At 57.0% G+C, this 24,840-nt stretch carries 25 protein-coding genes, 1 tRNA gene and 1 pseudogene; 19 read left to right on the top strand and 8 right to left on the bottom strand.

Annotated elements, in window-relative coordinates:
- Positions 1–15: 15 nt before the first annotated feature.
- From FJV47_RS12040 to FJV47_RS16615, 3 genes are read left to right on the top strand one after another with little or no spacing between them, the layout of a single operon-like run.
- Complete coding sequence (locus FJV47_RS12040; protein ID WP_159613334.1) at positions 16–627, top strand: helix-turn-helix domain-containing protein; 612 nt, start codon at positions 16–18, stop codon at positions 625–627.
- The gene (locus tag FJV47_RS16620) at positions 624–854 is read left to right on the top strand and encodes a DUF6036 family nucleotidyltransferase (protein WP_235026447.1); all 231 of its coding nucleotides are present in this window, start codon (positions 624–626) and stop codon (positions 852–854) included. The genes FJV47_RS12040 and FJV47_RS16620 overlap by 4 nt, the downstream gene beginning before the upstream one ends.
- Positions 833–1,066: a hypothetical protein gene (locus FJV47_RS16615; RefSeq protein ID WP_235026446.1), complete on the top strand. Its 234-nt coding sequence runs from the start codon at positions 833–835 to the stop codon at positions 1,064–1,066. The genes FJV47_RS16620 and FJV47_RS16615 overlap by 22 nt, the downstream gene beginning before the upstream one ends.
- Here the strand turns inward: FJV47_RS16615 and moaA are convergent.
- A complete protein-coding gene (gene moaA / locus FJV47_RS12030) occupies positions 1,063–2,103 on the bottom strand; it encodes a GTP 3',8-cyclase MoaA (RefSeq protein WP_159613332.1) in 1,041 nt (346 codons plus the stop codon). The genes FJV47_RS16615 and moaA overlap by 4 nt on opposite strands.
- A gap of 149 nt (positions 2,104–2,252) precedes the next feature.
- Between moaA and modA the strand changes: the two genes are divergently transcribed.
- From modA to FJV47_RS11985, 9 genes are all read left to right on the top strand, one after another.
- On the top strand, positions 2,253–2,975 hold the full coding sequence (modA, locus tag FJV47_RS12025; RefSeq protein WP_235026445.1) for a molybdate ABC transporter substrate-binding protein: 723 nt from the start codon (positions 2,253–2,255) through the stop codon (positions 2,973–2,975).
- On the top strand, positions 2,968–3,774 hold the full coding sequence (locus FJV47_RS12020) for an ABC transporter permease (RefSeq protein WP_159613328.1): 807 nt from the start codon (positions 2,968–2,970) through the stop codon (positions 3,772–3,774). Before modA ends, FJV47_RS12020 begins: the two co-directional genes overlap by 8 nt.
- Positions 3,771–4,520, top strand: a complete 750-nt coding sequence (locus FJV47_RS12015) for an ATP-binding cassette domain-containing protein (RefSeq protein WP_159613327.1) — start codon at positions 3,771–3,773, stop codon at positions 4,518–4,520. The genes FJV47_RS12020 and FJV47_RS12015 overlap by 4 nt, the downstream gene beginning before the upstream one ends.
- Entirely contained in the window at positions 4,520–5,785 is a 1,266-nt protein-coding gene (gene glp / locus FJV47_RS12010) for a gephyrin-like molybdotransferase Glp (RefSeq protein ID WP_159613325.1), read from the top strand. The genes FJV47_RS12015 and glp overlap by 1 nt, the downstream gene beginning before the upstream one ends.
- Entirely contained in the window at positions 5,782–6,378 is a 597-nt protein-coding gene (locus FJV47_RS12005) for a molybdenum cofactor guanylyltransferase (RefSeq protein ID WP_159613323.1), read from the top strand. The genes glp and FJV47_RS12005 overlap by 4 nt, the downstream gene beginning before the upstream one ends.
- A gap of 2 nt (positions 6,379–6,380) precedes the next feature.
- Positions 6,381–6,653, top strand: a complete 273-nt coding sequence (locus FJV47_RS12000) for a DUF6457 domain-containing protein (protein ID WP_235026444.1) — start codon at positions 6,381–6,383, stop codon at positions 6,651–6,653.
- Between the two features lie 94 nt (positions 6,654–6,747).
- The gene (locus FJV47_RS11995) at positions 6,748–8,202 is read left to right on the top strand and encodes a DUF222 domain-containing protein (protein WP_159613319.1); all 1,455 of its coding nucleotides are present in this window, start codon (positions 6,748–6,750) and stop codon (positions 8,200–8,202) included.
- Between the two features lie 58 nt (positions 8,203–8,260).
- Entirely contained in the window at positions 8,261–8,803 is a 543-nt protein-coding gene (locus tag FJV47_RS11990) for a YaeQ family protein (RefSeq protein WP_159613317.1), read from the top strand.
- A 97-nt stretch (positions 8,804–8,900) separates the two neighbouring features.
- Complete coding sequence (locus FJV47_RS11985) at positions 8,901–10,103, top strand: glycerophosphodiester phosphodiesterase family protein (protein ID WP_159613315.1); 1,203 nt, start codon at positions 8,901–8,903, stop codon at positions 10,101–10,103.
- Between the two features lie 62 nt (positions 10,104–10,165).
- Here the strand turns inward: FJV47_RS11985 and FJV47_RS11980 are convergent.
- Both FJV47_RS11980 and tadA read right to left on the bottom strand, forming a co-directional pair.
- Positions 10,166–10,256 (bottom strand) — tRNA-Ser (locus tag FJV47_RS11980).
- A gap of 94 nt (positions 10,257–10,350) precedes the next feature.
- Complete coding sequence (gene tadA / locus FJV47_RS11975; protein ID WP_159613313.1) at positions 10,351–10,827, bottom strand: tRNA adenosine(34) deaminase TadA; 477 nt, start codon at positions 10,825–10,827, stop codon at positions 10,351–10,353.
- A gap of 124 nt (positions 10,828–10,951) precedes the next feature.
- Between tadA and upp the strand changes: the two genes are divergently transcribed.
- Positions 10,952–11,599 (top strand): uracil phosphoribosyltransferase, encoded by a 648-nt coding sequence (gene upp / locus FJV47_RS11970; protein ID WP_159613311.1) that lies wholly within the window; start codon positions 10,952–10,954, stop codon positions 11,597–11,599.
- A 51-nt stretch (positions 11,600–11,650) separates the two neighbouring features.
- Here the strand turns inward: upp and FJV47_RS11965 are convergent, their stop codons facing one another.
- Together FJV47_RS11965 and FJV47_RS11960 are read right to left on the bottom strand one after the other, a co-directional pair.
- Positions 11,651–13,177, bottom strand: a complete 1,527-nt coding sequence (locus FJV47_RS11965; RefSeq protein ID WP_159613309.1) for a cell wall metabolism sensor histidine kinase WalK — start codon at positions 13,175–13,177, stop codon at positions 11,651–11,653.
- On the bottom strand, positions 13,174–13,914 hold the full coding sequence (locus FJV47_RS11960; protein ID WP_159613307.1) for a response regulator transcription factor: 741 nt from the start codon (positions 13,912–13,914) through the stop codon (positions 13,174–13,176). Before FJV47_RS11960 ends, FJV47_RS11965 begins: the two co-directional genes overlap by 4 nt.
- A gap of 596 nt (positions 13,915–14,510) precedes the next feature.
- Between FJV47_RS11960 and FJV47_RS11955 the strand changes: the two genes are divergently transcribed.
- The 4 genes from FJV47_RS11955 to FJV47_RS11940 all read left to right on the top strand — a co-directional run bounded on the left by FJV47_RS11955 (position 14,511) and on the right by FJV47_RS11940 (position 18,885).
- Positions 14,511–15,296, top strand: a complete 786-nt coding sequence (locus FJV47_RS11955; protein WP_159613305.1) for a winged helix-turn-helix domain-containing protein — start codon at positions 14,511–14,513, stop codon at positions 15,294–15,296.
- An 83-nt stretch (positions 15,297–15,379) separates the two neighbouring features.
- A complete protein-coding gene (locus tag FJV47_RS11950; RefSeq protein WP_159613303.1) occupies positions 15,380–15,907 on the top strand; it encodes a histidine phosphatase family protein in 528 nt (175 codons plus the stop codon).
- 228 nt (positions 15,908–16,135) lie between these two features.
- On the top strand, positions 16,136–17,263 hold the full coding sequence (locus tag FJV47_RS11945) for a DUF1611 domain-containing protein (RefSeq protein ID WP_159613302.1): 1,128 nt from the start codon (positions 16,136–16,138) through the stop codon (positions 17,261–17,263).
- Between the two features lie 8 nt (positions 17,264–17,271).
- The gene (locus tag FJV47_RS11940; RefSeq protein WP_159613300.1) at positions 17,272–18,885 is read left to right on the top strand and encodes an ABC transporter ATP-binding protein; all 1,614 of its coding nucleotides are present in this window, start codon (positions 17,272–17,274) and stop codon (positions 18,883–18,885) included.
- Here FJV47_RS11940 and FJV47_RS11935 read toward each other — a convergent pair.
- Genes FJV47_RS11935 through FJV47_RS11925 form a run of 3 tightly spaced genes read right to left on the bottom strand, consistent with a single transcriptional unit; the run spans position 18,839 to position 22,619 of the window.
- Complete coding sequence (locus FJV47_RS11935; protein WP_159613298.1) at positions 18,839–19,450, bottom strand: TetR/AcrR family transcriptional regulator; 612 nt, start codon at positions 19,448–19,450, stop codon at positions 18,839–18,841. The genes FJV47_RS11940 and FJV47_RS11935 overlap by 47 nt on opposite strands.
- A complete protein-coding gene (locus FJV47_RS11930; protein ID WP_159613296.1) occupies positions 19,447–21,777 on the bottom strand; it encodes a YhgE/Pip domain-containing protein in 2,331 nt (776 codons plus the stop codon). Before FJV47_RS11930 ends, FJV47_RS11935 begins: the two co-directional genes overlap by 4 nt.
- Positions 21,777–22,619, bottom strand: a complete 843-nt coding sequence (locus FJV47_RS11925; protein ID WP_159613294.1) for an ABC transporter ATP-binding protein — start codon at positions 22,617–22,619, stop codon at positions 21,777–21,779. Before FJV47_RS11925 ends, FJV47_RS11930 begins: the two co-directional genes overlap by 1 nt.
- Positions 22,620–22,813: 194 nt before the next feature.
- Here FJV47_RS11925 and FJV47_RS16610 point away from each other — a divergent pair, with 194 nt between their 5' ends.
- Positions 22,814–23,845 carry a hypothetical protein gene (locus FJV47_RS16610; protein ID WP_235026443.1) on the top strand — a complete coding sequence of 344 codons (1,032 nt, stop codon included), beginning with the start codon at positions 22,814–22,816 and terminating at the stop codon, positions 23,843–23,845.
- A gap of 15 nt (positions 23,846–23,860) precedes the next feature.
- Positions 23,861–24,730: pseudogene (locus tag FJV47_RS16605) on the top strand (ExeM/NucH family extracellular endonuclease); the annotation flags it as partial.
- Positions 24,731–24,840: the final 110 nt, after the last annotated feature.

Genomic DNA, 24,840 nt, shown 5'->3' with positions numbered 1-24,840 from the left:
TGACATAGTTTGTGTATGGAAACCTCACCGTTCACTGTCGCAAGCTTGGCGGATAAGATCCGGACCCAACGTGGTGTCCTGGGTCTGTCCCAAGCTACCTTGGCAAAATCGGTAGGCGTTTCTCGCAAGTTCATCGTTGACCTGGAATCGGGAAAAGAAACGGTAGCTTTGGGTCTAGTGTTCAAGGTTCTGAAGCGACTTGGGTTTGAAGAACCTGGACTACGCATTATTAATGACCGAGGCATCAATGACCGGGGCACTGAAATAGCTGAAGGCTTTCGCGAGACCTTGGAAGCCAAAGATTTCGAGTTCGCGCTGCGTCTTATCAGCGAATATTCGACCGAATCCCTCGCAGAAGGGCGCCCTCTCTTGGCGCAGTCGCCTGAATTGGAAGACTGGCAATACCAAGTGGCACTAGCGGCCGTAACCAAGTGGATTTCGAGTCAGACCAATACGCCAGTCCCGCGGTGGGCTGCGGACATTGCACGCCCATCGGAAGCAGTGTTCCTCTCGGAGAAGCTGTACCCAGTACGGGAGAAGATGAAAAAGCTGATTCGCGCTGAAACGCCTCCAGAACTTCGAGAACTGAACGTGTGGATGCGACAACGGAGCTTGGGAACAGCATGAATGGATCGGGCCTGAGACGAGAGAAAGTCGTTGAATTGCTCGCAGAACTCGAACGGCGTTTGAATGAGCTGGGACTCAGCGTGAAAATTAGAGTCGTCGGCGGCTCGGCCCTGCTTCTTCATGGTCTGATCGATCGTGCCACGGAAGATATCGATGCCTACTACTCGCATCGGATTCGATTCTTTCCGCAGTCGAAGTTGCTGATTTGCAGACCTTGGCTGCCATGAAGCTGGCGGCCGAGCGCGATAAAGACATTCTTGACTTAGGGCACCTAGTGAACGCTCTACGGCTCAGCGACTCCAGCGAATTACTAGAACTCGCGTACGACAAGTATGGAGAAGACTCGATACCGTTGTCCCAGAGCAAGGAAAATTATGCGATTGTCGCAGAAGAAGCCATAAGCGCAGCACGGCGACTAAATCGCAAGAATAACCCCTAGCCCCCGATGTAAGACATCTCGATGCGCTTGCGGTTTCCCGGAGTCAGCGCGGCGCGCAGTTCGGAATAGTTGTCATCGCGTTTGCGCCAGTGCCCGGTCAACGCCTTGGCTAGATCCTCATCGCTGATCCCATCGCGCATTAACTTGCGCAGGTCATAACCGGATCCGGCAAACAGGCAGGTGTACAGCTGCCCCTCGGCAGAAACGCGCGAGCGAGAGCAATTGCCACAGAAGGCATTGGTGACACTGGAGATCACGCCGATTTCGCCGGCGCCATCGGCATAGCGCCAGCGGTTGGCGGTTTCACCGGGTTCGGACTTCGTTACAGGTTCTAGCGCCCAACGTTCGTTGATCATCGAAACCACTTCGGCCGAGGGCAACACCTCATCAAGTTTCCAGCCGTTGGTGGTGCCCACGTCCATGTACTCAATGAAGCGCAGGATCGCCCCGGTGCCTCGGAAGTGCTCGGCGAGTTTTAGGATCTCATCGTCGTTGACTCCGCGCTTAACCACGGTATTAATTTTCACCGGACCCAGACCGACCTCGCGGGCCACCTCGATGGCTTCCAGAACCTTGGAGACCGGGAAGTTCACGTCGTTGATCGCCTTGAACTTGGCATCATCCAGGGAATCCAGCGAAATGGTGACACGGTTCAGGCCGGCGTCCTTCAGCGACTGCGCCATCTTAGGCAGGGCCGAGCCATTGGTGGTCATGGCTAGATCCACCGGTGCACCTTCTGGGGTGCGCAATCTGGAGAGCATCGAAACAAGTTCGGTAATGCCACGGCGTAATAATGGTTCGCCACCGGTCAGCCGCAGCTTTCTCACGCCAAGGGATACGCTAACCCGGGCCAGACGTTCGATCTCTTCGAAACTCAACAGCTCAGAACGCTCACGGAAAGCGAAGTCGCGACCGAAAATTTCCTTGGGCATGCAGTAGACGCAACGGAAATTACAGCGGTCAGTCACCGAGATCCGCAAGTCATGCAGGGGCCGCCCGCGGGCGTCGGTGATATCCCCGGCCGGTTGAACTGTCATAACTACCAGCGTAACTGCCCGGAGGTAACCGAGGAAGACGAGCAAGTAATACAACAATCAGTCTTGTAGCATGGGCAAAAAGCTTAAGCACTGGAGAATTTATGCGCAACACTCGGCCACTGCCTGTTCGAATCCTTGTGACAGGCGCTATGGCCGCCCTTGCCCTCTCCGGTTGTAGCAGTGATAAACCGGCCGATCAGCAAACAATTACGGTCTCTGCGGCCGCTTCATTGCATGATGCGTTCGACCAGATCGCCAAAGAATTTCAAGCGGAGCATCCGGACGTGAAGATCGCCGGCATCAATTATGACGGCTCGTCAACCCTGGCCACTCAGATTGTGGAAGGCGCCGATGTGGATGTCTTCGCCTCGGCTGATGAAAACAATATGGACACGGTGAGCAAGGCAGGGATCGGCAACAAGGCAACTATTTTTACCAGCAATACCCTAGTGATCGCGGTGCCCAAAGACAATCCGGCCAACATCACCTCGTTGGAGGATTTGGCGGACGCCGATACGGTGCTGTGCGCTTCGAAGGTGCCTTGTGGCCATGCTTCGCAGCAATTACTGAAAAATGCTGGGGTCAAAGTGACCCCGGTGAGTGAAGAGCAGAATGTCACCGCCGTAGTGCAGAAGCTGGCCGCTGGGGAAGCCGATGCCGGTCTGGTCTACGCCACCGATGTAATAGACGAACCGGACCTGAAATCCATCGTGCCCGAAGGGTCGGCGAAGGTAGTGAATAAGTACCCGATCGCCACGCTGGACGATAATCCGGCCGCGGGCGAGTTCCTCGACTTTGTCACCGGCGAGCGCGGTCAAAAAATTCTGAGTGAGTACGGTTTTGGCACTGGAGCCGCGCAGGGTAATGGCTAGTGACACCGGGTTACGCGTACCGCCTCTGACCTTCGCCCCGGCGGTGCTGGCGGTGGCCCTACTGATTTTGCCGCTGCTCGCCTTGCTCTCCCGCGCTAGTTGGCCCACGATTATTTCCGATGTCACCAGCGCACAAGCCCTTTCGGCGCTGTGGCTTTCGTTGCGCACGTCCTTGGCGGCCACTGCGCTGTGTGCGGTGCTCGGGGTGCCGCTGGCCCTGGTGATCGCCCGCAGTAGCCCGAAGATCGCGCAACTGTTGCGTGCGCTGATTGCTGTTCCTCTTGTTTTGCCGCCGATGGTCGGCGGGGTAGCGCTGCTTTTCCTTTTTGGGCGCACCAGCCCGGTGGGGCAACTGATTGATTCGCTGTGGGGGATCACCCTGCCTTTTTCCACCGCCGCGGTGGTGATCGCCCAAAGTTTTGTGGCCCTGCCCTTTTTGGTGCTCTCGATCGAAGGTTCATTGCGTGCAGCCGGCACCGGCTATGAACAGGCCGCCGCGACCCTGGGTGCCGGACGGTGGATGGTGCTCAGCCGCATTACCCTGCCGATGGCCACCCCCGGTCTGGTGGCCGGGGTGATCTTGTGCTTCGCGAGGGCCATCGGCGAATTTGGGGCCACCGCGCTGTTCGCCGGTAACGCTCCCGGGGTCACTCAAACCATGCCACTGGCGATCTACACCGCGTTTAATGGTGCGGGCACCGGACGAGATACCGCTGTTGCGCTCTCCTTGTTGTTGCTGGCCACCGCGGTGCTGGTGCTCTTGTGCGTGCGTGCCTGGCGTCCGGGGGCAGTGAAATGAGGTTGAAGGCCGACTTCACCGTGCCCCGCACCGGCTTTGAGGTGAAGGTGGCCTTTGAGGTTCTTTCCGGCACAACGCTGGCGATTATGGGCCCGAGCGGTTCGGGAAAGTCCACCATCGTCAACGCGATCGCCGGAATCCAACAGATTAGCCGCGGGCGGATCGAACTCGACGGCAAGTTGTTGGCCGATGCTCGTGTGCATCTAGCTCCGCACCAGCGTGGGGTGGGGCTGCTCGGTCAGGAACCGCACCTGTTCCCACATCTGGACGCGCTCAAAAACATCGCCTTTGGCGCCCGAGCCGGTGGGCAGGACAAGGCCGCAGCGCTGCGCAGCGCCGCAGCCTGGCTAGAGCGTTTGGACCTGGTCGAACTGGCAGGCTCGCGCCCGGCCGCGCTTTCTGGCGGACAGCGCCAGCGCATCGCCCTGGCCCGAGCCCTGGCTGCCCGACCCAAGCTACTGTTGATCGATGAGCCCTTCGCCTCGCTGGATGTTGAAGCAGCCATGGATATGCGCGCCCTGGTGCGCGAGGAGTTGACCCGTACTTCAACCAGCGCCATCGTCATCTCTCATTCGGCCGCCGACGCCCTCGCGCTGGCCGACCAACTACTGGTCTTGGAACGCGGCCAGATACTCGATTCGGGCCCCGTAGCCCAGGTGTTTTCCGCCCCGGCCAACCGCTTTATGCGCGCGGTGGTCGCTACCCTTCCGGCTATCCCGCCCAGCACCGCAGTAGAGAGGCCTTAATGCCCGGCTCCCACCAGACCATCAGCGTCGAGGAACATAGCGCCCGACTGCTCTGCCTAGTCCGCCAGTTGCCTCCGGCCACCCTAAAAATTGGCCCCGCGCTGCTCGGCGCGGTCTTGGCCAGCGACGTGCACGCACAGCATCCTCTGCCTCTGTGGGATAACTCGGCGATGGATGGTTTTGCGGTGCGTAGCGCCGATACAACCACCGCCTCGGACAGCGCCCCGGTGAGTTTAGAAGTGATCGGCGAAATCCCCGCCGGCAGCAGTCGCGACCCGGAGATTGCCAAAGGCCAGTGCGTAAAAATCATGACCGGCGCCCCGCTTCCCACGACCGCCGACGCGGTGGTGCGCATCGAGGACACCAGCGCGGCGGACACCGGCTGGGAGGTGTCCAGCGTGCAGATCAAATTGCCGGTTGCCGCCGGCAAAGACATTCGCCAGCGCGGCGAAGATAAGAGCGCCGGCGATCTGATCGCGCTCACCGGAGATGAGCTCACCGCGCCGCGGCTTTCGGCACTGGCCGCTGCTGGCGCTAGTGAGCTGACGGTACGCATCGCCCCCAAGGTGGCCGTGCTGGTCACCGGCGCCGAGCTGCGTCCGCCCGGCCAAGAACTTAGCCGCGGACAAATCCCGGAAACCAATTCGCTACTGATCGCCGGCCTGCTCGCCGAATCAGGAATCCGTGCGGCCACGATCGTGCACTGTGTTGATGAGCCTCAGGCCGTGCGCGAACAACTCGCTAAGCTCGCACCGATCCACGACGCGATCCTGAGTACCGGCGGGGTGGGTCCTGGCGACTTCGACGTGATGCGCCAAGTCTTAGCCGACGAGCCGGGGGTCACCGCCACTCGCGTGCGTGTTCGCCCAGGCCAACCGCAGTGTGCTGGACGTTTGGCCGGTGGTGCGATGATTTTCGCCTTGCCGGGCAACCCGGTCAGCGCGGCGGCCAGCTTCGAACTTTTTGTCCGCCCCGCGCTACGCGCCATGCAGGGTCACGCCCAGGTTCAGCGTCCGCGCCTACAGGCTGTCGCTGCCGTGGGTTGGAGGGCCGCCGGCAACCGACTTCAAGTCTTGCCTATTGTTTTTCAGCACGGGGATCTGCAACACGGCAGCCAGCTTCAATGCGCCCCGGCAGTGGCTGCCTCCCGTATCTCGCATTCGGTCGGTGGTTTCGGTTCGGCCCAGGGCTACGCACTTGTCCCAGCAGGCATCGAAGAGATTCACCCCGGCGACACCGTCGAAGTCTTGCGGATCGCGCCGTGACTGAGCGCATCATTGCCGGAACATTCGACGCGTTGATCCCTGCCGGCGGCCGCGGTACCCGTCTGGGCGGCGCCGGTAAACCCGAACTGCTCGTGGCCGGCCAGCGCCTTGTGGACCGCGTTATCGGCGCATCCCGTCGCGCCGGTGTAGCTCGCGTAGTGGTGATCGGCGATGATTCCGCGGGTGCACTAGCCGATACGGTGCTGCGTGAGGACCCGCCGTTTGCCGGTCCGTTGGCTTCCATCGCCGCTGGCATAGGCCAAGTCACCAGCGACTGGTGCCTGATTCTCGCCTGCGATCTGCAGCATCCCGACGCGGTAATTGCCGCTTTGTTAGAGAATGAAGAGCAGCGAGCCGCCGACGGTCTAGTGCTGCGCGACGCCCAAGGGTATACACAGTGGCTCGCCGGCCTATACCGCACCGACGCTGTGGCGGCGGCCTGTGCTCAACTTGGCGAGCAACTCATCAACGCACCGGTGCGCCGTGCTCTCGGCCAGCTAGATTTGGCGCAGCTTGGGGTGGATGATGAAATCACCGACGACATTGATACCCCGCAGGCGCTTGCTCGCGCCCGCCAGAACGACAAGGAATGATAATGGCACAGCACCTACCTCCCGAAGCACTGAACGGCTGGCTCGAAGCCGCGGCCAAAGAATTGGACTTAGATTCTTCTGACGTCGACATCGCAACCGTCTTGGACGTTGCTAAACATGTTGCCCATGAAGTCGCTCGGCCGGCCGCGCCGCTGAGCACTTTTTTGCTCGGTGTAGCTCTGGGTAGCGGCAAAAGTGAGCTTTCGTCCCTCGCTGAACAGTTAGTTTCGCGTGCGCATCAATGGGCCGACGAGCACCCGGACAACGATTCATAATACGGAGAAGTGTTCGAATATATCTCGACGATCTCACGGTTCACCCTTGTGGAAAACCCTGTGATTTTGGTAATTATGAGCGTATAATGAATATATGTTCGAAGACAATGGCGTGTTTAGAGATAATATCGAAGATGGGATTCCGGTAGGAACCAGCTTCGGTAGGTCCCCGTGCCTATCTTCAGAAGATCACGCCCTGGTTCATCTGGCTCTCATCCAAGACGATCCAACATTTTCTGAGATCGCGCTTCAGAAACTCGAGTCTCAAATCTCATTCCTCGAATCGGTCCAAGCACGTTTGTCGACGCACATTGACGTTGTCAATGAAGAAACCACAGAAAAGCAGATCACGACAAAACAACGTGGAACTGCCCACCAGGTTGCAATGGCTCGTAGGCGTTCGCAGCACGCTTCTCTCGCCTATGTACGGCGCATGCGTTTTATGATCTCGGATATGCCATATCTCTTTTCTCGGTTTGAAAAAGGAGACTTCAGCGAAAAGCTGATGATGTCCATTTTGGCTCCACTTGATGACGTTGAACCGTTTGAGCGCAGGGACTTTGATAACTTCTTTGCTCACAATCGCACTCTGTTTGATAATGCCGGCGCTAAAGAGGCTCACAACATCGTTCAAAAGGCCATAGATGAAGCGCGTGGTGAAGAACGCGATGAAGAAATGGACCGCAAGAAGAAGCATCGCGGCGTAGCCTTCCGCAAAGGAAAAGACTGCGTGAACATGAACGTTCAGCTGCCCGTAGAAGTAGGCGTGGCCATAGAGACCGCTTTGGAACACGAGGCGCAGAAGGCCAAAAAATCCGGAGATCCGCGCACCATCAAGCAACTGAAAGCAGACATCTTGGTGGCTAAGATAACCGGCCACCCATATGATGCGCCGCTACCAATTAAGCTTCACGTCAATCTCGTCATGACTGACCTGGCGCTGTTGTTAGACGGAGAAGAGCCAGCCTCAATCCGTGGATACGGTAGCGTGCCGGCAAGATATGCACGGCGCATTATGGGAACCTTCGCGCAGTTCGATGAGCACACTCCAACCTCGGACCTCGAAGAGTTGCGTCAGTGGATCCGGGCTTACCCAGTGATTCGGCGGCTTTACATTGTGCCCGGTGGGAAAGACCTAGTAGCGATGGATTCCAAAGAACGTCTCTTCAAAGGTTCATTAAGAAAGTTTCTAGAGCTGAGAGACCCGTATTGTCGGACTCCCTATTGCAATAACAAACCCCGGCATGCGGATCACATTGAGCAACATTGCAAAGGTGGAAAAACGAGCTCAATCAATGGCGGAATGAAATGCGACTGTTGCAACTACGCCAAGGAAGCGCCGGGGTGGACTGAAGAAGTCGTCCAGGAAAATCCTCACAAGATCAGGATCAAGCCGCCGGGGGACGTCGAGTTTGAATCAACTGCCCCTCCACTCATCGGATTAGTAAGAGCTGAAAACAAGCTCACCGAACAGATCGAAGTGCGGAAGTTAGATAAAAAATTAGGGAAGCGACCTCAGATTTTCTTCAGGTTTCCTGACGCCTCCTAGCTTCACCAGTGACTGAACATGCCTTGGCAAGCTCATGCCCACGGTAAACTCGATAACTATGGCTATTGGCGCGACTATGCACACTTTTGAGATTCAACTTGCTGACGTAGATCGCGGGGTTTATGAGGATCTATCCCTTCGAGTTGCTCAGCACCCTTCCGAAACCGACGCCTACATGGTGACCCGAGTCCTCACTTACTGCTTGGAATATGAAGAAGGAATCACTTTTTCTGCAGGCGGTGTGTCCACCGGAGATGAACCTGCAATTCTCGTCAAGGATCTAACCGGACTCATCACGGCATGGATTGAAGTCGGCGCACCCGATGCTCAACGCTTGCATTTGGGCAGCAAGCGAGCAGAACGTACCGCCATTTACACCCACCGCGATCCTGCCAAATTGATTTCGTCATGGCGGGGCAAGACTATTCACCAATCGGAAGATATCCGTTTCCGCTCGTTCGAGTCTTCTTTTATTGATGATGCAGTCCATGCCCTGACGCGACGTAACACCATGTCTGTTTCAGTCACTGAAGGTCAGATTTACCTGGAGCTTAACGGTACGAATCTCGAAACTCAGATCCAAGATCACGACATCGAGTAGTTAAGATTAATCTCTGATTCAACTGATCTTGAATTGGTAGCCACTACTGCGCGGAAGTATGGCCGGTGTTCATTAATGACGCCGTAGGAAGGCCATCATGAAACTGCGCAATATTACTGTGGGTACTGCGACGCTCTGCTTGGTTGCAGGATTATCCACTCCAGCATTAGCCTCCAACATCGAGTCCGCTGAATCCTCTCCATTGGTAATCGGACATCGAGGGGCGGCCGGTGTAGCACCGGAGAACACGCTCCCGGCTCTGAAGGCAGGAAGCCAGTCCGGAGCAGAGTTTGTTGAAATCGATGTTCAGCTTTCCAAAGATGGTGTGCCGTTCATCTTCCATGACGGCACACCAGCTCGCACCACCAACGTTGAAGATGTGTTCCCAGATCGAGCGAACGACCCCATCACCTCATTTACGTGGGATGAACTTCAGCAGCTCGACGCAGGTTCGTACTTCTCCGGAAAATTTGTCGGCACCAAGATTCCACAATTTGATGATGTTCCCGGGGCGTTGACCGGTGAAACGGGTGTGTTCATCGAGATCAAGGACCCAGCCAAGTCACCTGGCGTCGAGCAGGTCGTCGCCGATGCACTAGCCAAGGACGCCGAGTGGAAGGAACTTCTCGACGCAGGAAAGATCGAAGTTCTCGGATTCGACGCGGCATCCAATGAACGTTTTGCGCAGCTAGCTCCCGAAGTTCCATTGCAGCAACTAACCGGTACAGTTCCTTCGGCTCAGGAGCTGGAACACTACGCAACGTATGCTGATGCGTTCGGAACCAGCTACCGAACTCTTGACGCTGCTGGTGCACAACGTGTGAAAGACGCCGGATTAGGACTAGGTGTCTATACCGTTGACTCTGAAGAAGTCGTCGATGATGCGTTGGCGCTGGGCGTCGAGCGAATCACCGGTGACTTCCCGCAGCAGATTGACCGGCACTTGGACGGTAAGAAAGTCTTCCCCGCCAACAACGGAGTCGTGATTTCGGGGGCCGTTAATGACGTTCCGGGCAACGATACGGTCCCAGAAATTGGCGAACACGTCATTTTGGAGAACACCGGCAGCCGTACCATCGACGTCAGCGGCTATCTGATTCGCGATGCAGCCAACAACAAGTTGCAGATCGGTGAAGGTTACGAGCTGGCTCCGGGGCAAAAGCTTCGCGTCTATTCCGGCCCAGGGACCAACAGCGACGAAGCGTTCTACGTTGATGGCTCCGGCGTGCTGAACAACGGGGGAGACTCCTTGGCGCTGTGGGATGCCAAGGGCAAGCTCACTGACTTGTTCTCTAACTAAATTCCAACAGCGTTCAGGCAAAGCAAAACCCCGGAAATCCAAAGGATTTCCGGGGTTTTCATTGGCGGTGACGGTGGGATTTGAACCCACGGTACGGGGTTACCGTACACAACATTTCGAGTGTTGCACCTTCGGCCGCTCGGACACGTCACCAGACCTGATAACTCTATACCGAACTAAAGGTGAATACAAAAACGAGTACCCGATATTCGGCGCTAAGTGGCTCGAAACACACCAACGAACGTGACTAGGTACGTTTGGAGCGGAAGAACGTGCGTAAGAGTTCAGCGCATTCCTGCTCTTTGACCCTCGAATAGACCTCGACCCAATGGTTCAGGCGTGGCTCTCGCACAATGTCGAATACTGAACCGCAAGCTCCAGCCTTTTCATCCCAAGCGCCAAAGACAAGTTTGGGAATTCGGGATAGCACGATCGCACCGGCGCACATCGCGCAGGGTTCGAGGGTGACCACCAAGGTGCAGTCAGAAAGTCGCCAGCCATCGTCTTTGCCACGGGCTTCCAGAGCGCGCACCGCGTTGCGAATCGCGACCACTTCAGCATGGGCGGTCGGGTCCTTAATAGCTTCGCGTTCATTGCGCCCGGTTGCCAGAACCTCCCCTGAAGGGGAGACGATGACGGCACCGATCGGCACATCATCGGTGGCTAGCGCCGCGCGTGCCTCGGCTAGCGCGAGGTCCATCCAAGCATCGTATTCGTGCACCATAGTGCTTTCACTTTACGTGCTGGTGCCCGTTTCCTGTTTCTTTGGGCACATCATTCTCGTTTAAGTGCGGAAAATCGGGGATTTCTATCGATTCAGCGATAGTGGTGCTGATAGATTTCTATTTATGCGCGTACAGGTAGTCGACCACCCATTGGTGGCACACAAGGTTTCGGTTCTTCGAGATAAGAACACCCCGTCTTCGATCTTCCGTCAGCTCACTGACGAACTGGTCACCCTGCTGGCCTACGAGGCGACTCGTGAGGTGAACACCGAAAGCGTTGAAGTTCAGACCCCGGTCGCCACCACCATCGGTACCGCCATCGCCAAGCCGACCCCGCTGGTAGTTCCCATCCTGCGCGCAGGACTGGGCATGCTCGAAGGCATGACCCGACTGGTTCCGACCGCAGAGGTTGGCTTCCTGGGCATGGCTCGCAACGAAGAAACCCTTGACATCATCACCTACGCCGATCGCGTGCCTAACGATCTGACCGGCCGTCAGGTATTCGTTCTTGACCCAATGCTTGCCACCGGTGGAACCTTGGCTGAAGCGATCAAGTTCATCTTCGATCGTGGAGCCGAATCTGTCACCTGCATCTGCTTGATCGCTGCCCCCGAGGGCGTTGCTCGTCTGGAAGAAATCCACGGCGGCGACGATCGCGTGCACATCGTGCTTGCTTCGCTGGATGAGAAGCTGAACGAAAAGTCGTACATCATCCCAGGTCTGGGAGATGCCGGCGATCGCCTGTACGGCGTCACCCCACCTATCGCTTAATTACTTTTCAGCAGTAGTGAAATCTCAGCAGTAGCCCGCAGGCCACGGTCGTTAGACCGTGGCCTGCGTTGTTTCGTCGCTGTCTTTTTTGTCTTCGAGATCATCGTCCGCTAACGGCAGGCGAACTTCAAATACGGTATTGCCCGGTTCTGAGGTTACCGAAATACTGCCGCCGTGGGCTTCCACGATGCTCTTGGCAATCGGCAAGCCGAGGCCAGTAGTTCCATCTGAACCGGAGCGTGCGGTGTCCGCACGAGTGAAACGTTCGAAAACCTTGGGCAGGAACTCGGCGGCGATGCCCTCCCCGGTGTCGCGCACTTCGAGGATTGCTTCATCAGTTTCATCGTCCTGATCGACGGTCACCGTCACGGTATTGCCCGCCGAAGTGTGCTTGCGCGCGTTGGCCAGCAGGTTGGTGATCACCCGACGCAGGGACGCAGAATCGGCGAAGACCGTGGTCTGCTCAGCCAAACATTCAAATTCCCACTGATGGTCGCTGGCGGTGAGCTTAAAGTCCTCGGTAATGTCCGCAGTGAGCACACCCAAATCTAAGTTGTTGCGCTTGAACGAAGTTTCTTCGTCTAAACGTGCCAACAGCAACAGATTCTCCACAAGGGATCCCATGCGGCTACTTTGTTGCAGCACTCGGTCAACCGAGCGCTGACCGTCCGGGGAGAAATGCTCGGTGGCAGAGAGCAATTCGGTGTAGCCGCGAATCGAGGACAACGGGGTGCGCAACTCGTGGGAAGCATCGGCCACAAACTGTCGCATCTGCGCCTGAGACTTTTCGCGAGCGGTTAGGGCCGTAGAGACGTTGCTGATCATGGCGTTCAGTGCGTTGCCAACGTTGCCGACCTCGGTCCCTGGCACCGCATCTTCCTGTGGCACGCGCTGAGTCAGAGCAACTTTACCGGAGTCGAGATCTTCGGCGGCCACCGATTCGGCGACGGACGCAACGCGCTTGAGCGAGGCCAGTGAACGCGATATCAGCCAGGATCCGGCCAAACCAGCTCCGGCAATTAGGATCAATGCGATGAATAAGGTCAGCCAGGCCATGCCCCGTAGGGCCAGATCGGTGCTGTGTAGCGGTAGACCTACAATCAGGATTCCATTGGACCCTGAATCCTTGACCGCGACCAGATAATAATCGCCAACGGTCAAATGGGCCCTGATGGGGTGGAATTTTCCTTCCCCATGCACGTCGCTGAGTTCCAGATCAACCATTGGAATCGCATCTTCTTGACTGAGCTGTTGCAGCTCACCGGTGCGTTCATCGAGCACCCCACCGTTGAAAACGTACTTGTCAACAAAGCGAGCGGTCAGCGTTCCAGCGGATTGTCCGGGAGCGTCAAGTCGAGAATTCACTGCCGGCGCGCCCTGTGAGTAGTTTAGTGCGCGCTCGGTGGTTAGCCGTAGTTGGCTGTTGAGCTGGTCCATCAACGTTTGGCGCATGCCGGCGTTGTAAAGCACACCGAGCAACACGGAAACGGCTGTGAGTGAGGTGAGCAGAATCAGTAGCAGCTTGCGCTGCAGAGAATGCGGCGAACTGACTTTGGTGCTCGGGGTGAAACGACTCATGCCGCCGGCTTCAGTACGTAGCCCACGCCACGTACGGTGTGGATCATTGGCTCTGCGTCAACGTCGATCTTCTTGCGCAGGTAGGAAATGTACAGCTCGACGATGTTGGCCTGACCATCAAAGTCATAGTGCCAGACGTTATCGAGGATCTGAGATTTGGAAACGACTCGTCGTGCGTTGCTCATTAGGTAGCTGAGCAGATCAAACTCGGTGGCGGTCAAGGAAATTTCGCGTCCCGCGCGGGAGACATCATGGGAGTCCATATTCAAGATGAGGTCGCCAACCACCAATTCCGCGGTATCTGCAGCGGCGGCACCGGAGCGCTCGACCAGACGGTGCAGGCGGATCAATACCTCTTCGAGGCTAAATGGTTTGGCGACGTAGTCATCGGCTCCAGCGCCCAGGCCTTCGATGCGATCTTCGACGGCGTCCTTAGCGGTGAGGAACAGGACCGGAATTTCGGGGAAATGGGTACGGACCTTGCGTAGAACTTCTGGACCGTCAAAACCTGGCAACATCCAGTCCAAGACCAATACATCTGGTGCCAGGGAGCGGGCCGTAGCGACAGCCTCTGGGCCGTCGTGCGCCATCGTGGCTTCCCAGCCGAGCATACGAGTGCCCATGGAGACTAGTTCGGCCAACGATGGTTCGTCGTCGACGACGAGGACTTTGATGGGCGTGCCATCCGGGTGGGTGAGACGGGGGAGCTGAGAAGGTGAAAACCGAGAATCATTCATGTTTAACAGCGTCTCCTATTGCCTTGGGGCGAGAATATGTTTTTACTGTGCGTCAGCTATGACTGTATGTCGAGTTTATGCAGGATTTCTGCTAACCGGAAGTACTTAATTTGGTCAAGGGGAACGATCGACGAATGATTGAAGTGTGGACAGCGTGTTGCCATGAATGAATATTCACCCTCTTGTATGGGCTAGTCAGTATGTTCTATTCAAGAGAAATGCTTGAACATAATGAGTAGTTAAGCGCTTAGATAACCCAGAAATGCCTAAAGTGGTGTACATCACCTTTGGGCGTATTTGTCTCACAATGTGGACATTGCTCTAGTTTGTTACTTGCAAGTTGACAATGTTACGAGGAAACTAGATGTGTGAGTACGGCGCAGAACAGCAAAACGCATCCCGACGGACAGTCGTGGTTTGCCGATGCAACTTGTTATCGAATGCTCGGCGTCGGTGGCATGAAGGATGAAAATTTGGATTGTCGCTGACGGGAAACCCAACTGCTGAACGTGGACGAAGGCCATGAACAGCGCAAGCAAAACCCGAAGCACGAGCGCCAGACCACTTGGCCTTCGCACTAATAAGAGGAAAATATTATGTCGGCTGGATCCGGATACGTCCACGTTTCAATTCGCAATGCGCAGAACCGCGCAGCTGCAGCACAGCGTCAGGCCGCTGGTAACTATGCACCAGCGGGATATCGCCCACTGCGAGCCGTTTCCAACACCCCAGAAACTCGCGAAACTTCCCATCAGCCGACCGCCACTGCAGTGCAGGCCACTGGTGCGGCCACCGCAGATACCTCCGCTCGCGGTTTTGTCCTCTACGTTGGACTCGACGAAACGGCAGCTCAGGCGCAGGGAACTTCGCTGGGCAAGCTGGCTACCCAGGTTCGCGCTTTCCTAGCCACCCTGTCTCCTCAGGCACAGACTCACGCAGCAGTTGCACTGGCACCAACCAGCGCACAGGGTGAACCAATCGACGTTGTTCGTCAGGCATTAGGTGATCCAACCGTTTCGCGTCGTCCGCGCGCCGAAGCTCGCCCAAGCACCCCACGCCCATCGGGTGTACTGATCGACTTGTCGCGTCGCGAAGTATACCTAGACGGTGAGACCTTGAACCTGACTTTCAAGGAATTTGAGCTACTGAACTTCCTAGTTGAAAACGGAACCCGCACCGTGGGCCGAGACGAACTGCTAGAAAACCTGTGGCGCAATGCTGAAGAGGTGCCTAACGAACGCACCATCGACGTTCACATTCGTCGTCTGCGTTCCAAGTTGGGCCGCTTGGCTAACACGGTACGCACCGTACGCGGCCAGGGCTACCGCTTCTATGAGCACCCAGAGGTAGTTGTTTGGGCAGCGCCTGAATACTCCATCTAAAGAGAGCATTTCGAAAGAGACAACCAGCGATGGCGGGCGAACCACATTCGGTTTGCCCGCCATTACTGTCTTAAGCTGGGAAGATGAACACCATGCAATCGCGAAAGCTCATCCTGATGCGTCACGCCAAAGCCGACTTCCCCCTGGGCGTGAGCGATCATGAGCGGCCACTGGCTTCGCGGGGGCACCGCGAGGCACCATCGGCCGGAACATGGCTTGTTGAGAACGATCTGATTCCGGACTACATCTTGTGTTCGGACGCATTGCGAGCCCGTTCGACCTGCGCCTGGGTTCTCTCAGAACTGGGTGAAAAGGGGCCAACGCCCTATGTGGACTCGCGCATCTATGGCGCGGGCGTCTCACAACTATGCTCCATCATCAACGAGGTGCCCGACACCGTCAGTACCCTGCTAGTGATCGGCCACCAGCCCGTGCTTCAAGAGCTGGCGATGCGCTTAGCATCGATCGATTCTGACGAGGAATCGGTGTACGAGCTGGCTATGGACTATCCAACCTTAGGCACCACGGTGCTTGAGACCACACAACCGTACGCGCATTTGGATTCCCGAGATGCAAAGGTTACGCACTTCATCGCGCCACGGCCTGCATGAGAGAAGTCTCATGCACTATTTTCGGGCTGACAAGGGACTGAACATTGCTCCGTTGATCTGCGTTTATGAGATGTTGATGAGTTCTTCCTCATCAGAAACTCAGAACAACACCAGCTGTAATTAATCGTTCATTAATCAAGACTGGCTTCACTGAGATCTGTTGGCGCAACCGCCAACGCCGGAGCACAACGTGTGATCCGGATTGTGCTTAGTAGAGGAAATAGTTCCATGGCCGTCATCGCTCAATCGCTTCCAGTTCGAGGGTCCGAAGTAGTCACCGACGAGCAGCAAGATGTGGACGGGCGACGCGCACGCACAATTCGCGCCGCTTACACGACTCGATTTGTCGGTGCTGAGCTCACCCGCAACCCTCAAGACTTCCAGATCGTGCGCCGCGCTGACCTCGTACCCCAAGCCGGCGACGTTGTTATCGCCACAGTGACCGAGCTTGGCAAGCACAGGGCATTACAGTCCCCGGTTTCACGTCGCCAGCTGATGTTTGTCGGGCAAGAAATTATGGTTGCCTACGGGCATCGCTACGCCCCTGATCAGTTCTTGGCTCACGTTCCCGAAGATCTTGGCCCCTGCCAGTTAGTGGCCGGTGGCGGCGTGGCCAGCGAGGTCATTGAACAGCACGCGTCGATCCACATGGCCACACAACTGCAACCCGTAGGACTGCTGACACGCGGGGGCAAGGTAGTCAATCTTGCAGACTTCGCGCCGCTAGACATCGAACAGATTTCGGCGCGAGCAACACACAACGACACAGTTCGTCCGCCCGTGATCGCAGTGCTAGGTAGCTCGATGAACTCGGGCAAATCGACCACTTTGGGCTGCCTGGTCAATGGTCTGGTCAATGCCGGGATGAATGTCGCCGCCGGCAAAGCCACCGGAACCGGTGCAGGCAATGACCCAAACCTGTTCACCGATGCCGGTGCCTTCAGTGTCTGCGATTTCACCGACTTTGGATTCCCCACAACCTATCGCCTGGATTACGAGACGGTTCGTTCGTTGTTGGTTGCGATGATTCGCGAGCAGAGCGCTACCGGTGCCGACGCTGTGGTGATCGAAATCGCTGACGGCCTATTCCAAGGCGAAACTTCGCGACTGTTGACGGATCCAATTTTCTCGCAGCATGTGGACCGAGTCCTGTTTAGCTCGCAGGACGCGCTGGGGGCACAGGCGGGCGAGCGCATCTTGCTTGATGCGGGTCTGGATCTTGCCGCTGTTTCGGGTGTATTGACTGCTTCGCCGCTGGCTGCTCAGGAAGCCCAAAGGCAACTGTCCACCACCGTGATCAATACCTACGATCTATGCCAGCCGCAGATTGCCGCCAGCCTGTTGCCCACACGATAGGAACACCATTGTCTGCTTCGTCCGCTGAACCGTCACTTCCCAGGCTGATCGCACCCGGGCGACGTAAGCTGCTGGCCGGGTTGCTCGGTGTGGGAATCCTCGCCGGATTGTTCTCCATCTGCATCGGTTGGCTGATCGGGCGGTTATCTTCGGGCTTCTCGCTCGGGGTGCTGTGGCTGGTAGTGGCACTGATCCTCGGGTTTTTTGGCTCCAAGTATCTCGAGCGTGTAGTGGCAGAAAAACTGGGGCAACATTATGTGGCGCAATTGCGTCGTGGGCTGATGTCTCATGCCTTACGCAGCTCACGAGGTCCTTCGGCAGGTATCACCATCGCACGTTCTACCAATGACTTGTCCTCAATCCGCAATTGGATTGTGCAAGGACTGGTGCCATTGGTGGCGGGTCTGCCCCTGCTGGTGGTCAGCGGGGTCGGGTTATGGATGCTGCACCCGCTACTGGCTGGAAGCCTGGTGCTGATCATTGTGCTGGAAGCGGGAATCTTGCTGATCTTGGCTCCAGGAACCTTTAATAGCGCCCGGGCACTGCGAAAAAATCGTGGCTACTTGGCGGCGCGGATTTCTGACACCGTGGCCGCTCGCACGGCAATTAGTGCCTCAGGTGGCATCGATCGTGAAGTCAATCGGGTGCAGGATTCGTCGCTGAAAGTTATTCAGGCTTCTGTTCAGCGTGCCCGCTATGCTGGCGCGCTACGCGGATCAGCGCTCGCCTTGCCGCTATTTGGGACTGCCTTGATGGTGGGTACTGCTTCGTTAGCGGGGCTTGGACACCCAGCGGTGGCTACGGCACTGACCCTGATGGGGATTTGTTCCGGAAGCTTGGGCGAGTGGGGCAAGGCGGTGGAGTACCGACAAAACTACAGGGCCGGGCGCCGAATTATCGCCCCTTTGTGGCAACAGCAGCGAAAGTGGTCAGAAGCCGATCGAGAATCGCTTAGTAGCAGGGACGCCAAGGAGCTTTTGGGGCATGGATCAGCGGTGCGGATTCAGCTTCCTGCCGATGGCGGGGAGCAGTTCCCGGTATTACGTGCTCAGCCAGGCGAGCGTATTCAGGTTCAGGGTACGCAAGCGCAACGGACCGAAGTAGTTCGGGGCATTGCCACCGGCAGCTTGGACCAATATGAAGATCGGCTGGCTGGAGTGTGGATCGCCGAAGGACGTAGCGAAGATTTGCCAGCAAGGGATCGCCGAAAGCTGATTGGATCGGCTTTGGAATCGATGGTTCCCGAACGGGGCACCCTGGCCCGGGCATTACGCTATCGTCATCCGGGGGCATCTTTGCCACGGGCGTTGGACTTGGCGGTGGATTGCGGTCTGGACTTGGAGCAGTTGCCTGATCGCGAACAGACAAAGCTGCGCCGGGGCGGCGAGCCGTTGGGGCGCAGCCAGCAGGCGGCGCTGCTGGTGACGCGCGCGTTGTTACGCGAACCGACAGTGCTGGTACTCGATGAGCTGCTGACTCGGTTACCCGCACAGGGGTACGAGCAGGTGGTGCGGCGTATTAACAACTATCCGGGGGTAGTGATCTACGCGGGCGACCTACCTGGAATTGAGCCGACTAGTTCGTGGCAGCCGGTCGGGTCGCCAGCAAACCATCAACAATGAGCATCACCGCACGCACCATCTGATCGCGCTCTAAACCATCTTCGCGGGCCGAGCTCATGCGCGCGTTAAAAAGGGCTGCACCAAAAATAGTGGTAGCCACCGGCAGCTTTTCGGACTCTGGGATTTCCACCAGGCGGTCCAAAACGTCGATGATCAAGTTGGTAACCTGGGAGTGCAAGGGCATGGTGGTAAATACGCTGCTGGTGTCGGCTCCCAGCTGTTCTTGCATCCACAGTTGCACGAAGGCTGGGTAGCTGGCCACAAAGTCCATGGCGAATTCGAGCATAGACTTCAGCACTAGGTAGGGCGCCGGCCCGGTCGCGACCTTGGTGAGCTCGCGCAACAACTTCTGCGCACCGAAATCTAGGATCTGGCTGACCAGCTCGTCCTTGGAACCGTAGTTGTAGTACACGGTGCCCTTGGAAACCCCCGCGGCGGAGGCAATTTCATCGACCGATACCGCTTCGGGTGAGCGCGTGGCCAGCAGCTTCATTGCGGCCTCGAAAAGCCGTTCCTTAGAACTGGTGGCGCGCACACGTTGGCGGGTGACTGGTGAGGCACTCAATCTTTCAACTCCGGTTGCAGAGTTTTCAGACTCCAGGTTTTATTCTTGCGCACCGCGAGCATACTCAGCAGCAGGCCAAGGACGGTGTAGCCGATCAAGGAACCGATGATGGTGGACATGACGCTAAGGTCGGCGCCGTAAACCAGGTGCCGCAGGCCGAGCACGACGTTGCCCATAGGCAAGATCTGGTGCAGGAATTGCAACGGCTCGGGCAGGGTCTGCCATGGGAAGGTGCCACCCGCGGTGATCAGCTGCAGCACCATCAGGACCAGAACCAAGAACTTACCTGCGGTGCCCAGCAAGGCGAAGAACCCTTGGATCAGGGCGCTGAAACACAGAGCCGCGAGCACCATCAAGAGCCACGCCATCCATGGGTGGGCAGTGTTCAGGCCCAGCCCGAAATGCACGGCCGCATAGAGCAGACTGGTCTGCACCACTGCGATGGCCGCGAAGGGCAGCCAGCCGCCGATCGAGATCTTCCAGTTGCTTCCGTTGGAGAGCAATGCGCGCTTGGTGATCGGGCGCATCACCTGGGTGAGCACCAAAACGCCCATGTAGGTTGCCAGGGTCATGAAGAACGGAGCCAAACCGGCGCCGTAGGACTGTGCCTCGGCCTGCTTGACGTTATCTAGGGCCACAGGGGCACCGATGACATCGGCAAGCTTGTCGCTGGTCTTCTTATCGGGATTAGGGACCTGTTTGACACCGTTATCGAGCCCGTGGGCCAGGTCGCCGGAACCATCCTCGAGCTTGGTGGCGCCATCGGAGAGATCGCCTACGCCGTCGGAAAGTTTCACCAGGCCGCTGTGGAGTTGGTCGGTGCCATCGACCAAGGACGCTGCGCCCGAATCCAAAGTTTTAGCGCCGTCTGCGGCCTTAGCTGTGCCGTTCAGTGCGGAGACTTGACCGTCTGCCAATTTCTGAGCTCCGTCGTTGGCGCTGTGTGCGCCGCTGGCCAATGTGGCCGATCCGTCAGCTGCGCTGGAGATGCCTTCGACCAGGCTTGGTACCGCGGCGTTCAGCTTTTTGGTGCCGTCGGCGAGGGTGCCCAATCCGGTAGCCAACTGTTGATTACCGTCAGCCACCTGTTCGGAGCCATCGGAAAGGGTATGCAACTTATCCTGCATGGTGCTCAGGTTGGAATTGACCTCGGTGACCTTGGAATCCAGTGCATCGGGCACGGAGGAATCCTCGATGCTTTGGGTTACGGTCGTCTCAATGGTTTCGGCTTGTTCCTTGGTCAAGACCCCGTCGGCCACCAGCTGATCGATCTGTGACTGGGTATCGGTCTTAGCCTTGTCCAGCTTCTTCTGTGCGTCGGTTTGCAATTGGTTGATTACCGAGATGGCGTCATCGGCGGTGGTGGCCAGCTGCTTGTTACCGTCGGCTACCTGACGTGAGCCAGTGGCCAACTTTTGAGCAGCACTTTCAGCGCTCTGCGCACCGTCGTTGAGCTTGTTCACCGAGCTGGGCAGGGTCGCGGTTTTAGATTCCATGGTGTTAAGGCCAGAGCTAAGCTTGTCCGCGCCGGTGGCAAGTTTGCTGGTGCCATCGGCTAGCTCGCTGGTGCCGTTGCTCAGCTTCTTCTGACCGGTCAAAAGTTCTTGCAGCCCGGAGGAAAGCTGAGCGGTGCCGGACTTGAGTTTGACGCTGCCGTCGCTCAACTCGCTGCTGCCATCCACCAATTTGGTGGTGCCATCGGCCAAGGTCACCACGCCGTCGCCCAGACTCATGGTTCCGTCGTAGAGCTTTTCTGCGCCATCGGCGGCCTCACCCATGGAGTCGTGGATGTCCACAAAACCGGCGATCATCGCCGAGGCGGTTTCGGTGCCGACTTCTTCGGAGACCGAGGTGCGTACCTCGCCGGCTAAGGTGCGGGCGAAGTTGGAAACCATGAAGTTGTTGGCGTCGTTGGTCAGGAGTTCAAGATCTGCTTGGTCTGCGTCTTTGAAGTCGCCGGGGGAGACCAGAGCTGCTGAGAAGTCGTCGGGGAGCACTAGCGCGAAAGCATATTGGCCGCTGGCTACCGCATCTTGGGCTTCTTCACGTGAGTCGAGATGCGCCCAGCTGAACGTGCCGTCTTCTTCAAGATTATCGACTACGTCATCGCCAATGCGAGTGAACTTGCCGTCCTTTTTGGCTCCATCGTCGAGGTTCACCACCGCTGCGGTGACTTGGTCCAAGTTACCTTGTGGGTTCCAGTTGGCGTACAGGTAGAGGGCGCCGTAAAGCAGGGGGACACAGGTCAGTGCGATGATCGCTAGTTTCGGCAGGGTGCCGCGGGTCATGCGCTTGAGTTCGGAGAGCGCCAGTTGCAACGTCGTCATTAGTTTTCCTTCGCTTCGCTGCCCTCAGCGGCGTTTTCGTCTTCTGCCAACACAAGCGGGTGTTCTTCTTCTGGCAAATCTTCTTCTGGAAGTTCTGGTTCTGGCAGATCCAGATCCAGTTCTTCTTGCACAAATTCTTCGTTAGCTTCTTCGGTGGTGTCTTCGTCGATTTCTTCGTCGAGCAAGGGCTCGATTTCAGGGATTGTGGCCAGAACGGGATCTTGTGTCATTGACCCGAGGTAGCTCACCGGACCATCCCAGTCGTAAGGAACATTGCTCACGATGGCCACGACGGCGAATTCGCGAGGTGAGGAAGCAAAGTCGGCGAGCAGATCCATCCACTGCTCATCGTGCATATCGTGACGATCCGGGGAGTCTAGAACGAGTAGTTCCAGCTTGGGGTTTTCCGCTGCGAGTGACAGCTGCAAGTGAAGGAGGCGCGCTGGGTCGATGGCATCGGCCCAGTGGGTGGCTACATCGGTGAATCCGTGTTCTTCCATCCACTTCTTGGCTCGTGGCTTGCGCCAAATAGGGCCGGGAATGAGCGCAAGATCTTCGCCGACAAGGTCTCGGACCTTCATATGAGCTTCGGGCTCGTTGACCTCGGGGGAGTCCAGTAGAGCGCTATGCTGACGCAGGGACTTCAGGGAGTCCGTATGGCCCCAAGCAACCGTTCCGGTACTGGGCTGCATCCGCCCGCTCAAGGCAAGGGCCAGGGCGGTGCGAGAAATCTGCGGGTCGGCAACAACCAAGAGGACATCTCCGCGGCCCACGGATAAGGAGGTGGGCGACACTAGTTCTTCGTGGCGGCCGTTGACGGTGACAGAATCTGCGATAAGCACAAGACCAGACTAATTGAACTGACCGGTCAGTTCAATTAGTGACAATATTCTTTTAATCACCCCTAGACGTAAACCGCTTGATGCTTTTGGATGGTTCTTGGGGTGCTCGCATGAAAGCGGGCCAAAGTTTACGAGTAGTTCACCGTACTTTGATTACCTCAAGATCAAACGATCATCATCACCCAAAGGAAAATATGAGCAAGAGGTCAACTACTCGCATTGCCGCCGCCCTTCTGGGTGGTGCCGTAGCACTTTCGTGTGCCTCGGTAGTCCAAGCGGACACAGGCGAGATCGTCCCCATCGAACAAGTGCAGGGTACCGGTGCCAGCTCGCCGATGGTCGGTGCTCAGGCAACGGTGCGCGGTGTCGTCACCGGTGCCTACGCCGATGGCGGGATCCGCGGATTCTACGTGCAGACTCCCGGTACTGGAGGTCAAGTACCAACCGAAGGTAGCCCAGCTATCTTCATTTACGCCCCCGATGACGTCAGCTCGGTGCAGGTCGGTGACTACGTACAAGTCTCAGGCAATGTCAGCGAATATTACGGGCTGACTCAAATCAAGGCCGAAGAAGTCACGCATCTGGATGAGCCAGCCGAGAGTGTTAAGCCATTGGCGGTGTCATTGCCCAGCGGAGACGAAGCGCGCGAACAGATCGAGTCCATGCTCGTTGAGCCCCAAGGGGACTTCACTGTTTCGGATAACTACTCGCTGAACCAGTACGGTGAGCTGAGCTTGGCTCAGGGCACAAGTAGCATTTTGCCTGGCGAAAAACTGCTTCGACAGCCTACCGATGTATTTGCGCCCAATAGCGCCCAAGTCAAAGCCCTGGCAGCAGAAAATGAAGAACGTGCCATTGTGGTTGATGATGGTGCGACCTTGAACTTCAGTACCGCCAAGAACACCTCCGTAGCTCTGCCCTACATTGATGCCAAGCAACGAGTTACGGTTGGAGCCAAGGCCACCTTTACCGGTCCAATGATTTTGGACTATCGCTATGATTTGTGGCGTTTGCAGCCTCAGGGTCAGGTGATCGGTGCCGAAGATGCCGATATTGCATTGAACTTTGAACAGATCAGCACCCAGGCGCCCGAGTCGGTTGGTGGCAACGTGAGCGTTGGTAGTTTCAACGTGCTCAACTACTTCACCACCACCGGTGATCAGCTTGAAGGGTGCACCTATTATCGTGATCGCGACGGCAACCCGCTGACAGTTCGTTCGGGATGAGATGCTCGCGGAGCGGCTGACGCTGAAAACTTCACTCGACAGCAATCAAAGATTGTCTCGGCTTTAAGCAAGTTCACCGCAGATGTCGTAGTTCTGGAGGAAATTGAGAACTCGGCACGCTTTGGAGAGGACCGCGATGCTTCCCTGGCTCACCTCGTGGATGAATTGAACGCTGCGGCCGGCGCGAAAGTGTGGAGGTTTGTTCCGAGCCCAAAGACGGTTCCGGGCGACGAAGACGTGATTCGTACGGCGATCATCTATCGTTCTCAGGCGGTGAAGCCGATTAATGAGTCGGTGATCTTGCAGGATCCAGCCTTTGATAATGCGCGCGATCCGCTGGGCCAAGCGTTCCAGAAGGTGGGCGGCAATCAGAAGACCCGCTTCGTGGTGGTAGCCAATCACTTCAAGTCCAAGGGCTCAGGACCCCAGGATGGCTCCGGCAACGTCGACTCCGGCGATGGACAAGGTGCCTGGAACGCCGACCGAGTAGAGCAGGCCAAGGCCTTGGTGAAGTTCACGCAGGAACTGAAGGCTTCACGCAATACCAAGAAGGTACTGCTGGCCGGTGACTTCAATTCCTACTCGGCGGAGGATCCTATTCGGGTTTTGAAGGAAGCCGGGTTCACTGATATTGGTGCAGGTGCCGACTCGCAGAGCTACGTTTATGACGGTCTCAGTGGCTCCCTTGATCACATCTTGACCTCGCCTGAATTGACTCCGAAGGTGACCGGTCAAGACATCTGGAATATCAACGCTACCGAATCTGTGGGCTACGAGTACAGCCGCCACAACTACAACGTCACGGACCTGTTCAGTGCAAATCAGTATCGCTCCTCGGATCATGATCCGGTATTGGTAGGGCTGGAATTGACCAAGAAGGGCTAGCTCTTAGCGCCAGGTTTCTATCAATAGGAACGGTCAGGTGAACCTCGTAAAGGAGGTCGCCTGACCGTTCTGAGCTTAAATTGAAGGTTGATAGGAGAATCGCTTCGTGG

The organism is Glutamicibacter sp. JC586, assembly GCF_009805585.1.
Taxonomy (GTDB): domain Bacteria; phylum Actinomycetota; class Actinomycetes; order Actinomycetales; family Micrococcaceae; genus Glutamicibacter.
This window is presented reverse-complemented; position numbering and strand designations above follow the sequence as displayed.

Bases quoted from the DNA above. Each gene is read 5' to 3' on its own strand.
- FJV47_RS12040 (WP_159613334.1), top strand. From the start codon at position 16: ATGGAAACCTCACCGTTCACTGTCGCAAGCTTGGCGGATAAGATCCGG.
- FJV47_RS16620 (WP_235026447.1), top strand. From the start codon at position 624: ATGAATGGATCGGGCCTGAGACGAGAGAAAGTCGTTGAATTGCTCGCA.
- moaA (WP_159613332.1), bottom strand. From the start codon at position 2,103: ATGACAGTTCAACCGGCCGGGGATATCACCGACGCCCGCGGGCGGCCC.
- modA (WP_235026445.1), top strand. From the start codon at position 2,253: ATGGCCGCCCTTGCCCTCTCCGGTTGTAGCAGTGATAAACCGGCCGAT.
- FJV47_RS12020 (WP_159613328.1), top strand. From the start codon at position 2,968: ATGGCTAGTGACACCGGGTTACGCGTACCGCCTCTGACCTTCGCCCCG.
- FJV47_RS12015 (WP_159613327.1), top strand. From the start codon at position 3,771: ATGAGGTTGAAGGCCGACTTCACCGTGCCCCGCACCGGCTTTGAGGTG.
- glp (WP_159613325.1), top strand. From the start codon at position 4,520: ATGCCCGGCTCCCACCAGACCATCAGCGTCGAGGAACATAGCGCCCGA.
- FJV47_RS12000 (WP_235026444.1), top strand. From the start codon at position 6,381: ATGGCACAGCACCTACCTCCCGAAGCACTGAACGGCTGGCTCGAAGCC.
- FJV47_RS11995 (WP_159613319.1), top strand. From the start codon at position 6,748: ATGTTCGAAGACAATGGCGTGTTTAGAGATAATATCGAAGATGGGATT.
- FJV47_RS11990 (WP_159613317.1), top strand. From the start codon at position 8,261: ATGGCTATTGGCGCGACTATGCACACTTTTGAGATTCAACTTGCTGAC.
- FJV47_RS11985 (WP_159613315.1), top strand. From the start codon at position 8,901: ATGAAACTGCGCAATATTACTGTGGGTACTGCGACGCTCTGCTTGGTT.
- tadA (WP_159613313.1), bottom strand. From the start codon at position 10,827: ATGGTGCACGAATACGATGCTTGGATGGACCTCGCGCTAGCCGAGGCA.
- upp (WP_159613311.1), top strand. From the start codon at position 10,952: ATGCGCGTACAGGTAGTCGACCACCCATTGGTGGCACACAAGGTTTCG.
- FJV47_RS11965 (WP_159613309.1), bottom strand. From the start codon at position 13,177: ATGAGTCGTTTCACCCCGAGCACCAAAGTCAGTTCGCCGCATTCTCTG.
- FJV47_RS11960 (WP_159613307.1), bottom strand. From the start codon at position 13,914: ATGAATGATTCTCGGTTTTCACCTTCTCAGCTCCCCCGTCTCACCCAC.
- FJV47_RS11955 (WP_159613305.1), top strand. From the start codon at position 14,511: ATGTCGGCTGGATCCGGATACGTCCACGTTTCAATTCGCAATGCGCAG.
- FJV47_RS11950 (WP_159613303.1), top strand. From the start codon at position 15,380: ATGAACACCATGCAATCGCGAAAGCTCATCCTGATGCGTCACGCCAAA.
- FJV47_RS11945 (WP_159613302.1), top strand. From the start codon at position 16,136: ATGGCCGTCATCGCTCAATCGCTTCCAGTTCGAGGGTCCGAAGTAGTC.
- FJV47_RS11930 (WP_159613296.1), bottom strand. From the start codon at position 21,777: ATGACGACGTTGCAACTGGCGCTCTCCGAACTCAAGCGCATGACCCGC.
- FJV47_RS16610 (WP_235026443.1), top strand. From the start codon at position 22,814: ATGAGCAAGAGGTCAACTACTCGCATTGCCGCCGCCCTTCTGGGTGGT.